The organism is Methylomonas sp. BG-2, assembly GCF_057766305.1.
Genome location: NZ_JBYMAP010000136.1, coordinates 1 through 11,613, shown reverse-complemented (window position 1 = coordinate 11,613; position 11,613 = coordinate 1). Strand labels below are relative to the sequence as shown.

Here is an 11,613-nt window from a genome sequence, read left to right as displayed (position 1 = left end):
CTGCATCGACGAAGGTCATTTAAAGCAGATTCTGGATAATTTGTGTGCCAGTGCGCTGCGATACGGCAGGCCGGAAGACGGCAAAATCCGTATCAAAGTCGATCTACCCGACGACCAGCCGGTGATTAAGGTGATCGACAACGGTCCCGGCATCGGCGCGGAGCACCTGGTTCACTTGTTCGAGCCGTTTTTCACGACCTCTCACAAAGGTACCGGTCTAGGTTTGTATATTTCCAAGGCATTGGCCGAATTGAACCAAGCGGACCTTTCCTATGCCCAGGATGGCGGTAAATCCTGCTTTGTACTCACGTTGGCTAACGCAGAGAATACGGTAATCGAGATATGAGCATGCCCATTACGCTGGTCGTCGACGACGAGCCCGACATTCGGGAATTGTTGGAAATTACGTTGAACCGAATGAATATTCAAACCCGGTGCGCGGCCGATTTGGCCGGCGCCAAGCAATTGTTGGCCAACCAACGCTTCGATCTGTGTCTGACCGATATGAAATTGCCGGACGGCGACGGTTTGGAACTGGTGGAGCATATTCAGACCCGTGGGCTGGCGTTGCCGGTGGCGGTGATTACCGCGCACGGCAATATGGATATCGCCATCAAGGCGATGAAAAAAGGCGCGTTCGATTTCCTGTCCAAGCCGGTCGATTTGGCGGTGTTGCGGCAGTTGGTCAATCACGCGTTGCAAGCCTCGCAAGGGCGGGTGGCCGAAAAGGAACGCCGCACTCGCGATGTGTTGTTGGGCGATTCGGCGCCGATGCGGGGGATACGTTCGAAAATCGAGAAGGTGGCGCGTAATCAGGCGCCGGTTTACATCAGCGGTGAGTCTGGTTCCGGTAAGGAATTGGTGGCGCGTTTGATTCATCAGCAAAGCCCGCGCGGCTCACAGCCCTTTGTCGCGATCAATTGCGGCGCGATTCCGCTCGAGTTAATGGAAAGCGAGTTCTTCGGCCACAAAAAGGGCAGTTTTACCGGCGCGGTCAGCGACAAGCAGGGCTTGTTTCAGGCTGCCGAGGGTGGGACGCTGTTTCTCGACGAAGTCGCCGATTTGCCGTTGCCGTTGCAGGTCAAGTTATTGCGAGCGATCCAGGAAAAGAAAGTCCGGCCGGTCGGCGAGCAGCGCGAAGTCCCGGTCGATGTGCGCTTGCTGAGCGCCACGCACAAGGACTTGGCGAAAATGGTTCAGGAAGGGGGGTTTCGTCAGGATTTGTACTACCGGATCAACGTCATCGAGCTGAACTTGCCGCCGCTGCGGGCCAGAGAGGCCGATATTCCGCAATTGACCCGCCACTTGCTGACGAAGCTGGCCGCCGCCAACGGTATCGAGGTTCCCGATCTCAGCGATGCGGCTTGGCGAGCGCTAAAGGGGTACTGTTTTCCAGGCAACGTGCGCGAATTGGAAAACATTCTCGAGCGCGCGTTGGCCTTGCACGAGAGCAATGTGATCGACGTTGACGATTTGAATTTGCCGCTGGGACTGGAGACCGCCGCGGCCGAGGATTTCGACGCGCAAAAGATGTCGCTCGAAAGCTATTTGGAGGGCATCGAAAAGAAAGCGCTGAGCAGCGCGCTGGAAGAGAACCGCTGGAATAAAACCGCCACCGCCAAGCAGCTGGGCTTGACCTTCCGCTCGTTGCGTTACCGGCTGAAAAAACTGGGACTGGAGTGAGTGCGGCAGCCGGACCGGCTGCCGATAAGCGGGTTCCGTTAGCGGTATTTGTCCATGGCGGCCAATTGCTGCAGCGCGGCCTGGATTTTAGTCGTCGCGGCTTCGTCCAGTTCGTTGTTTTTATAGACTTTTTCAAGTAAGCCTTCTTCAACCAACGCATCCTTGATCCAGCGCTTGGCAAACGCATAATTGCCGGAAATTTTTGCGACTTCGCCGGTTTTCGGGTTTTTGATGCTGTCAGCCGTGCCGGCCGGCGCGGTGGCTTGGGCTGGTGGCGTCGCCGGCTTGGCGGCGGTTTTGCGGGTGGACGGGCGGGGAGTGGCGGGTTTTGCGGCGGGGACGGGCGGCGGGTTTATCGGTTCTGCTTGACTGGCCGTGGGTTCCGGCGCCGGCGTTACCGCCGCGTCCGGTTTGGCGGCGCCCGCCTTGGGTTTCTTATCGCCCATGACCACAAACACGACGTAAGCGACGAATATCGTGGTCGCGATGAATAACAGTTCAGCCATAACCCTTCCCCTTTGTAAGTATTATTTTTTGGTTTAAGAACAATGCGATGACAATTGTAGACGCCGGCCGCGAATATACCAGACGCGGACGAAGCGGTAAATACGGGCGATTTTCCCGGCCGAGAAACCGGTTTATTTCACCGGCGTTTGGCTGGGGTGGCTATTCAGTAATATCGCGATCGACACCTTATGGCTATCCAGCAGATTGATGTCGGGCTTGCCAAAGGCGTAACCCTGGCCAAAATTAACCCCGATTTCCTTGAGCTTGAGCGCGGTGCTGGCCGATTCGACGAATTCGGCGATGGTTTTTTTGCCTAGTTTGGCGGCGATTTCGACCATGGATTTGACCAGAATCTGATCAGTTTCATTTTCCAGCAAGTTACGGATGAATTGGCCGTCGATTTTGACGTAATCGACCGGAAAGGTTTTCAGGTAATTGAACGAACAGAATCCGGCGCCGAAATCGTCGAGCGCGAATTTGCAACCCAGCGCCCGGATCTTGTTGATCATGTGGCGGGTTTTTTCGAAATTGTCGACGGCGGCGGTTTCGGTAATTTCGAAAGTCAGGCGGCCGGCTTCGACCCAGGTCAATTCCAGCTTGTCCCGAATCGTCGGCAGTAGGTCCGGATACTGGAAGGCGGTGCTGGACAGATTGATCGCCAACGACACGTAAGACATGTAAGACGGCATCGCCGCCAAAAAATCGATGGCGTGCTCGACAACCCACAGGTCTATCGCATGGATCAAGCCGGTGCGTTCGGCGACCGGGATGAATTGGTCCGGGGTAATCACTTCGTTGTTTTCGCCGCGCATGCGCAGCAACACTTCGTAGTGGGAGATATTGCCGTCGCATAACTGGACGACCGGTTGAAAAACCAAAAACAGGTTGTTTTCGCGCAAGGCCTTGCGAATCAAGGGCACCCAGTAGATATCGCGACGGCGTTCCTTGACCGAAATATCTTCGCTGTTATAGAGGCACACCTTGTCGCGGCCGCTGTTTTTCGCGTAGTTGCAGGCTTGGCGGGCGTGCAGAATCATCTCGCCGGGATGCACGGCGGCCACCGAATTGTCGAGCGCGGCAATCCCGATGGAAACCGATGCGCTGTAGCAGACTTCGCCGGTGAAAAAGCGGAAATTGTCGACCGCGTTCTTGATCGTCTCGGCGAATACTCGGGCCTGTTTTTGGGTTTTGTTTTCCAAAAACAGGCAGAATTCGTCGGCGCCGATTCGGGCAAACAAACTGCCCGGCGGCGCCATTTTCCGCACCAGTATCGTCAGTTCGACCAATAAGCGGTCGCCCACTTCGAACCCTTCCAGCTCGTTGATCAAACTAAAGCGATCGACATCGATGAATAGCAAGGCGCCGTCTTTTTGCAATTTGTTGCTGCGGTTCAGGATCAAACGCAACTGGCGTTCGAAACTGCTGCGGTTGAACAAGCCCGTCAATTCGTCATGGGCGACCAAAAACTTCAATTTGGCATCGATGATGCTTTTGGCGGCCAGTTCGTTGATCAATTGCTCTTCCTGCCTAAAGCGAAGCAAGCGCTCCTGATGCAGACTGAGCAGAAAGCGGACCGCCAGCAATAATTCCTGGGTGTTGAACGGGTTGTTGATTTTGTAGACCAGGCAATTCTCGTATTCCTGCGGACACGGCGACGCGCTACAGTCGGGGTTTTCGTCGTCCAGGATCACGACCGGTATCACCGACGTTTCGTTGGCATTGGCCAAGCTATGGCAAAGATCCGAGGTCTTGCAGGCCGGTAATTTGGCGTTCAGCACAATCAAGCCGACGGCTTGCGGCTGATCGTGGAAGGGTTTGAGAATCTCGTAAATTTGCTCGCCGTTGCTGGCCGAACGGAGATTCCCAAAGCCTTTGGCCTTGAGAGTGGCGGCAATTTTTTGGGCGGCAAGTTCGTCGTGCTCCGCGACGATGATGAGTTTTTCCTTGAGCGCGTCACTGGCAATCATCTGTTCATACCGTCCAGGTATCGAAGAAATCTTGAACCATCATAAACCATAGCGTGGGCAGGAATCCAGCAGGGTTGGGATTGAAAAATTATATAAATGGTCTAGGTTTAAACTGAGTGCTTAAAGTCGTTTCTATAAAGCTTCGGTTTAGTATAGGTTAAATTTTCATTCCAATAATCCAGATGCAACTTTCTTCATCGTCGGGTTTAAGCGTTTCGGATTTACTTCGAGGCGACATCCAGTTGGTTTCGCCCCCCAATGTTTATTTTCTGCTTAAAAAAATCATAGACGATCCGCAAAAATCAGCTAGCGACGCCGCCTTCGTTATCGAGGACGACGCGGCGTTGGCGCTGAAGGTTTTGAAGATCGTCAACAGTGCGTTTTACGGGTTTCCGTCGCAAGTCAGTTCGATTGCCAAGGCGATTTCGTTGATCGGCATGCGGGAGTTACAGAACTTGGTGTTGGCTATGGTGGTGGTCGAGCGGTTCTCCGAACTGCCGGGGCAGTTGTTGTCGATGCACGATTATTGGGCGCGTAATTTGCGTTGCGCGCTGCTGGCCAGGGAGCTTGACAAGGTTCTGGGAAGGCGTTACGCCGACACGGCCTTCGTGTGCGGCTTGGTGCACAACATCGGTCAACTGGTGTTTTACCGGCGAATTCCGGTGCTGGCGCGCGAAGTCGATTTGCTGCTGCAGTCGCAAGCGCACCCGGAAAGCGACGACGAAGTGCGCATCGAACAAAACGTCATCGGCTTCGATCATTTTCAGGTTGGCGCCGAGCTTTGCCGACTATGGAAACTGCCCGAAGTCATCGTCGAAAGCGTCAGGTTGCATTGCTATCCGGATACGCTGGCCCCGCACGCCGACATTGCCGCCATCGTCAGACTGGCGAATTTGCTGTGCCGAATTGAGAATCCCTACGATGCCTTCACGATAGACGCGCTGGGCTTGACGCCCGATCAGCTCAGCGTGGTGTTGGATGACATCAGCATGGAATTCGAAGTCATCTTTAAATTGTTTTATTCCGAAAACTGAAGCCCGCCTCGCTCCGGCCCGGTTGCTCCGGCGCTGGAGCCTTCCCGTTTCACTCCGCTGTCGTCTTACTGGCTCCGTTGTAACGTTCTCGGGCTTCGTGGACTTTGTCGCAAAAACACGACGTTTTTTTGCGCCGCCGTCACGCTGTCACAAAGCTGTCATATTGCCTGCCTAAAATGCCTCCCAACTCGCCGATCAGCCGAAAGCGGCTCGGTAATGTGTTGATTTTATTAAATATCGGAGACATCGAAATGAAGTTTTCTAAACTGGGTTTGGCGGTGGCGGCGGTGTTGAGCGCCGGTACGGCCGGTCAAGCACTGGCATTGGACTTGTACGTGGATACAAAGACCCAGCAAATCTTTGCCGAGCCGGGTCCGGGTCGAACTAAATTGGGTTCGTTCGAGCGAGTGGAAGATGGTTCTAGCCAAAAAGCCGAAATGAGTGCGCAGAAAGCGGAGATCGTACATATCAAGGAAGAGCTGGCGTTGAAAAACAACGAATTGAAAGCACTCGACGAACATATCAAGGATGAAAAATTCGGCGAACTGCAAATCAACGACAAAGGCATCAAATTCGAAAGCAAGGATGGCAACTTCGAAATGTCGATCAATGGCCGGATGCAAATCGACTCGCAAACCAACGTCTCTGGGATGAGCGACGTCAAGCCCGCTACCGGCGCCGCGACGACCAACCAGCTGGCGGATGGTGCCAGCATTCGTCGGGCTCGCCTTGGCGTTGAAGGTAGTTACTACAAAGATTTTCTGTACAAATTCGAGTATGACTTTACTCGCGGCAACGGCTCGGTAGCCAGTAGCATCACCGACGCTTACGTCGCTTGGAAAGGTTACGACCCGCTTAGCATCAAAGTCGGGCAATTCAAAGAACCCTTCAGTTTGGAAGAAGCAACCAGCAACCGTTACTTGACCTTTATCGAACGGAACAACGTGGTCAATGCTTTCTCGGATAATGACAACGCTTACAAGGTTGGTTTGGGCGTTGGTTATTCCCAACCGCGTTGGACTGCCAACTTGGCGCTGCAAACCGAATCGGTCGGTGCCGGCGGCGCCAGCAGCAGCACCAGTTCCCTGAACACGATGGGGAACGCTAATCGTAACAACGGTTCCGGCGATACAGGCTGGGGTGTTACCGGTCGTTTGACCGGCTTGCCTTGGTTCGAAGACAAAACCAAATTCCTGCATGTCGGTTTATCCGGTTCCGAGCGGCAAATTGAGAATAATTTCAAGGCCGACGGTACATACAGCAATGGCGGTATCTCGTTCGGCAATCAAATTAACACCAATGTCGACAGAACCTACATCTTGAATACCGGCAATCTGACTACCGCCAGCGGTTCGCGTATCGCACAACGTGTCGCTCGCTTCGGCGGGGAAACCGCCTTGGTTTATGGACCGTTCTCGGCTCAAGCCGAGTACATTCAAGCCAATGTTTCCGGTAAGGGCTATAACGATGAAATGTTAAATGGTTGGTATGGCTACGCCAGTTACTTCCTGACTGGCGAGTCGAGAGCGTACAAAGCTTCGACCGGCGCCTGGGACAGGATCAAGCCAAACCAAAACTTTAGCTCGCGCGGTGGGTTGGGGGCTTGGGAATTGGCGATGGGCTACGATTACCTGAACCTGGTCGATGGCAACATTAACGGTGGCCGTGCCACCACCGGAAAAGTCGCCTTGAACTGGTATCCCAATTCGCACATCCGCTTGATGGCTAACTTTATCCATGCTCTGAATATCGATACCCACGGCATGTCCGCGCGCTCTGCGGCATATAACAGCCGTAACTTTGATGTCGTGGAGTTGCGCGCTCAAGTCGATTTTTAATCGAATGCCGGAGGCATGGATAGCCTCAGCCTAACGGAAACCGCTTCGCTCCCTTCGGGACGAGGCGGTTTTTTTATGGCACGTTGGGTGAGACCGAGTACCGTGGTAAATTTGCCGGCATTGTTTGACTACAAGGTATTCGCCTATGTACCCCACGATGCGCCAACTGCTGTTCCGTCCGGTCATTTTCGTCAGCTTCGTGCTGGGCATCCTGGTGGTTGGCGAATTGGCCGCCATCGGCCGGCTGACCTGGGTCAACGATCAGCGCATTCACACGATAGAGCAGGATATCGGCCGCGGCCGACATCTGGAAGAAACGATATTCGAATTACTGCATTTGCAGCTTAGCTTGTCGGCCGACGAAGGCGTCAGCGAGGCTGAAAAGGCTCAAAAAGCCGCGATTCAGGCCCAATTGCTCGATAGCCTGCAAGATCACGATGCGGCGATACCGGTGGATCTGCAGCAATTGCAGGACATATTTGCCAAGGCGGTGCAGGGCGATCGCGCCAATCTGCTGACAGCCTTGCAGGTCATCAAGCAAGTGCTGGACAAGCAAGCCATGGAGGAAGAAAAGCTGTTGATCAACATCGAGGACGATGGCCAGTTGGAAATGCAGCTGGCGGTCATCTTGCCCTTCTTGTTGCTGTGGGTGGTCAGTTATTTCTTCCGGAACAATGTGTTGGAGCCGCTGGACGCGTTGAAAACCTTGTTGTCCGGCTTGGCGGAAGGCGAAATGAAGCCGATCAGCCGGACCTCCTCCGATCCGCTGATGCATTCGTTGTTCGACCGCTACAATCACTTGGTGTCCCGTTTGGTGGAATTGGAGCAAGAACATTTGGAGCATACCGCATCGCTGGAATATCGGGTACGGCAAACCACGCACGCGCTGCTGGAGCGCAGTCAGCAATTAGCCAAGGCCGAGCGTTTGGCGGCACTGGCGGAGCTGGCGGCCAGCACCGCGCACGAACTGCGAAATCCTCTGGCCAGTATCCAATTGGCGCTGGAAAATATGTTGGCGGAGTGCCGCGACAGCGATTTGGCGGAACGCATGCATTTAGTCTATCGCGAAGTGCAACGCCTGACCCGCAATCTGAACGACTTGCTGGCTTCGGCGCGCGGCAACGACGCGGCGGCGCAGCGGATCGCGGTCGCGCCGGTCGTTGCCGAGCTGTTGACCTTGCTGAAGTATCAGGCACAGGAGAACATCGGTTTCGATTGCGAAATCGACGCCGATGTTCACGTATTCCTGCCGGAAAGCGAGTTTCGGCAGGTATTGCTGAATCTGTTGTTGAATTCGATACAGGCGATAGGTCCCAACAGCGGCAGGGTCGGAGTCAGCGGCAAGGTTGAAAACGGGCGCTTGCTATTGGCGGTGAGCGATAGCGGGCCTGGCTTTAGCGGCGATTTCCTGCGGCACGGCATTCGTCCTTTCGTTAGCCTGAAGGACGGCGGTAGCGGTTTGGGTCTGGCGATGGTGCAACGTTTCGTCAAGGATAGGCAGGGCCAGCTTGATTTGCGCAACAGCGCGGACGGGCACGCCTGCGTTACGCTGAATTTACCGGTCGCCGTTTAGATCGTCTTGGGTCTGGCGGCCGGCAACTGCTAGACTAGACGGCCTTTTTCATCGTTTTCCCGCCTATGTCTCAATCCAATTCGCTGACGGCTTACGGCTGGCTATCGATAGCCGCCGCGCTAAGCACGATTGCGCTAAAGAGTTATGCCTACTGGTTGACCGATTCGGTCGGTCTGCTTTCCGACGCGTTGGAGTCGCTGATAAATTTGGTCGCCGCGGTCATCATGGTGATTGTGCTGAGCGTGTCCGCTCGGCCGCCGGACGATAGCCACGCGTACGGTCACGAAAAGATCGAGTATTTTTCCAGCGGTGCCGAGGGCATCATGATTGTGTTGGCGGCTTGCAGCATCGCCTTCGCCGCCTGGGAGCGGCTTTGGCATCCGCAGGCTTTGCAGCAGCTTGATTTAGGTATCGCGGTGTCGGTGTTCGCATCGTTGATCAATCTGGCGGTGGCGCGGATATTGATCGGTGTCGGGCGCGCTCGCCAATCGATTACGCTGGAAGCCGACGGCAAGCATTTGATGACCGACGTCTGGACCACGGTCGGCATTCTAGGCGGTATCGCGTTGATCGCGGTCGCCAACCGCTACGATAACGAATTGGTGTTGGCCCGGCAGCTGGGACTCGCCGGTTGGGACGTGCTGGATCCGCTGATTGCGTTTCTGGTGGCGGTGCAAATCGTATGGGCCGGATTTCAGTTGATTACCAGGACGGTTGCCGGGTTGATGGATGCGGCGATGGCGCCGGACGAAGTCCGGGAAATTATCCAGGTGCTTGAACATTACGCGGTCGAGCGTGGTATCGCTTACCACGCCTTGCGCACCCGTTACGCCGGCGCCCGGCGTTTCATGTCGGTGCATGTGCTGGTGCCGGGGGGCTGGAGCGTTCAGCAAGGCCACGATTTGCTGGAGGAAATCGAAGCCCACTTGATGGATTGCTTCGATAATATCGACATCGACACCCATTTGGAACCGATTGAAGACCTTGCCTCCTGGGAGCATTGACCGAACATGAGCGACACTTTGCTGATTATCGAAGACGAAACCTTGCTTGGCTCGGAGTTGGCCCGTTTTTTCCGAAAGAAAAACTGGGAAGTCTCGGTGACGGAATCGATACGCGAGGCCGAAGAGCATTTGTTGAAACAGGCGATCGATCCGCTGGTGGTTTTGTCGGATATGAATTTGCCCGACGGCAATGCGCTGGATTTGCTGGAGCGGATCAAGGATAAAAACGCCTGCAGCAGCGAATGGGTATTCTTGACCGGTTACGGTAGCGTCGCCGATTCGGTACGCGCGGTGCGTTTGGGGGCTTACGATTTCGTCGAGAAGCCTTGCGAATTGGAACGTTTGAATTTGCTGGTCGAGGGAGCGGCCCGTAGCGCCAGGGCGCAGCGGCGGGTCATGCAGCAGGCCACCGCGCAGCAACGCCGCTACAGCGTGGATGCGCTGATAGGCGGCAGCCCCGCGTCGCTAGCCTTGCGCAACATGATCACGCAAATTGCCCAAGTGCCGTTTTCCAGCCTGATCGTCAGCGGCGAAACCGGCACCGGCAAGGGCTTGATCGCCCGGATCTTGCACTGTGCGGGCGCGCGCTCCCATGCGCCGTTGATCGAAATCAATTGCGCGGCCTTGCCTAGGGAATTGTTGGAGTCCGAATTGTTCGGATACGAGGCCGGCGCGTTTACCGGTGCCAAGAAGCGTCATCGCGGCTTGTTCGAACAAGCCCATACCGGCACCTTGTTTCTCGATGAGATCGGCGAAATGGATTTGGATCTGCAAACCAAATTGTTGAAAGCCGTCGAGGACTTGCGGATTCGCCGCTTGGGCGGCGAGTCCGAAATCGACATCGACGTGCAAATCATCGCCGCGACCAATCTGGATTTGGCCGAAAAGGTCAGGGACGGGCAGTTTCGGCGGGATTTGTATCACCGCCTGAACGTCATGAGTCTAAGGGTACCGCCGTTACGCGAGCGCAAACAGGATTTGGACGAATTAGTACCGATGTTCGTTGCCGACAGCAACCGCAAGTCCGCCAAGAATGTCCGCAATATCTCCGAAACCGCCTGGCAGGCGCTCAAACGTTACGATTGGCCGGGCAATATCCGCGAGCTGCGCAACGTGCTGGAACGCTGCGTGCTACTGGCCGGCGACGAAAATTTTCCGGAGCAATGGCTGCAATTGCCGGACATCGGCGGCCAAACGCCGGCCGGCGTGCGCGGCGACGGCATTTATTTGCCGCTGGACGGCAGCTTGAGTTTGCAGGACATCGAGAAGTTCGTGATTCAGGAAGTCTTGAACCGGACCGACGAAAACGTCACCGCCGCCGCCCGCATGTTGGGCACGACCCGCGAGACCCTGCGCTATCGGGTGCAGAAATACAATCTGAAATGTAAGTAAGCCGATCAGGATTCGGTCATCGTCAGTATCGCTTCGCGACTGACGCCGTTGTGAATTTGGAAGGCGCGCAATTCCAAGACGCCCTTGGTATTGAGCGATACGATCAATTGCAAGGCCGTCGGATAGCCGCTTTGTTCGATGTCGGCCGGTGACGGGACGGCCGGAGCGCTGGGATGTGAATGGTAAATCGCGAATAGCGTTTCGCCTTTATCGCGCATCTGCTTCATTGCGGCAATTTGTTGATGGCTGTCGAGCAAAAAGCGGTTGCCGGGCGTTTCGGCATCGTTGGCGATCGGGTAACAACTCACCGCTACCCCGTTCGCATCGGCGCCGATTAGGCCGCAAACTTCGGCGTCGGGCGAGAGTTGCGCCAGATGCAGCAACTGGTTGGTCAGTTTGCGGGGGAGTTGGATTTCCAGTTCATTCATGCGGAGTGCCATATACCTGAAGTAACGCGGGGATTGCCGGCTAGGTCGAGATGCGTTGCGACCTCCCGGTAACCGTGTGATTTGAAGATTGCTTGCACTGGCGTAGCTTGATCGTAACCGTGTTCCACCAATAAGCGGCCACCGCAAGTCAAATGGCCGCGGGCCTGTTCGGCGATGCTGAGTATGT

10 protein-coding genes and 1 pseudogene are annotated in these 11,613 nt (G+C 55.3%); 7 read left to right on the top strand and 4 right to left on the bottom strand.

Annotation, left to right across the window (positions count from 1 at the left end):
• Together AC3B8H_RS13695 and AC3B8H_RS13690 are read left to right on the top strand one after the other, a co-directional pair.
• Positions 1-346: sensor histidine kinase (locus AC3B8H_RS13695; protein ID WP_488442105.1), on the top strand; the 346-nt coding region annotated here is incomplete at its 5' end.
• Complete coding sequence (locus tag AC3B8H_RS13690) at positions 343-1,683, top strand: sigma-54-dependent transcriptional regulator (RefSeq protein WP_488442104.1); 1,341 nt, start codon at positions 343-345, stop codon at positions 1,681-1,683. The genes AC3B8H_RS13695 and AC3B8H_RS13690, both read left to right, overlap by 4 nt.
• 38 nt (positions 1,684-1,721) lie before the next feature.
• On the opposite strand, the gene AC3B8H_RS13685 is transcribed toward AC3B8H_RS13690, so the two are convergent.
• Both AC3B8H_RS13685 and AC3B8H_RS13680 read right to left on the bottom strand, forming a co-directional pair.
• Complete coding sequence (locus tag AC3B8H_RS13685; RefSeq protein ID WP_488442103.1) at positions 1,722-2,189, bottom strand: hypothetical protein; 468 nt, start codon at positions 2,187-2,189, stop codon at positions 1,722-1,724.
• 132 nt (positions 2,190-2,321) lie between these two features.
• Complete coding sequence (locus AC3B8H_RS13680; RefSeq protein ID WP_488442102.1) at positions 2,322-4,157, bottom strand: EAL domain-containing protein; 1,836 nt, start codon at positions 4,155-4,157, stop codon at positions 2,322-2,324.
• A gap of 182 nt (positions 4,158-4,339) precedes the next feature.
• On the opposite strand from AC3B8H_RS13680, the gene AC3B8H_RS13675 reads away from it, so the two are divergent.
• The 5 genes from AC3B8H_RS13675 to AC3B8H_RS13655 all read left to right on the top strand — a co-directional run bounded on the left by AC3B8H_RS13675 (position 4,340) and on the right by AC3B8H_RS13655 (position 10,998).
• On the top strand, positions 4,340-5,191 hold the full coding sequence (locus AC3B8H_RS13675; RefSeq protein WP_488442101.1) for an HDOD domain-containing protein: 852 nt from the start codon (positions 4,340-4,342) through the stop codon (positions 5,189-5,191).
• Positions 5,192-5,442: 251 nt separating this feature from the next.
• A complete protein-coding gene (locus AC3B8H_RS13670) occupies positions 5,443-7,029 on the top strand; it encodes an OprO/OprP family phosphate-selective porin (RefSeq protein WP_488442100.1) in 1,587 nt (528 codons plus the stop codon).
• A gap of 145 nt (positions 7,030-7,174) precedes the next feature.
• Positions 7,175-8,602 carry a sensor histidine kinase gene (locus AC3B8H_RS13665; RefSeq protein WP_488442099.1) on the top strand — a complete coding sequence of 476 codons (1,428 nt, stop codon included), beginning with the start codon at positions 7,175-7,177 and terminating at the stop codon, positions 8,600-8,602.
• A gap of 65 nt (positions 8,603-8,667) precedes the next feature.
• The gene (locus AC3B8H_RS13660; protein WP_488442098.1) at positions 8,668-9,606 is read left to right on the top strand and encodes a cation diffusion facilitator family transporter; all 939 of its coding nucleotides are present in this window, start codon (positions 8,668-8,670) and stop codon (positions 9,604-9,606) included.
• A gap of 6 nt (positions 9,607-9,612) precedes the next feature.
• Positions 9,613-10,998, top strand: a complete 1,386-nt coding sequence (locus tag AC3B8H_RS13655) for a sigma-54-dependent transcriptional regulator (RefSeq protein WP_488442097.1) — start codon at positions 9,613-9,615, stop codon at positions 10,996-10,998.
• A 5-nt stretch (positions 10,999-11,003) separates the two neighbouring features.
• Here the strand turns inward: AC3B8H_RS13655 and AC3B8H_RS13650 are convergent, their stop codons facing one another.
• Together AC3B8H_RS13650 and AC3B8H_RS13645 are read right to left on the bottom strand one after the other, a co-directional pair.
• Positions 11,004-11,426 carry a M67 family metallopeptidase gene (locus AC3B8H_RS13650; protein ID WP_488442096.1) on the bottom strand — a complete coding sequence of 141 codons (423 nt, stop codon included), beginning with the start codon at positions 11,424-11,426 and terminating at the stop codon, positions 11,004-11,006.
• A pseudogene (locus AC3B8H_RS13645) lies at positions 11,423-11,613 on the bottom strand (peptide chain release factor N(5)-glutamine methyltransferase); the annotation flags it as partial. The gene AC3B8H_RS13650 and the pseudogene AC3B8H_RS13645, both read right to left, overlap by 4 nt.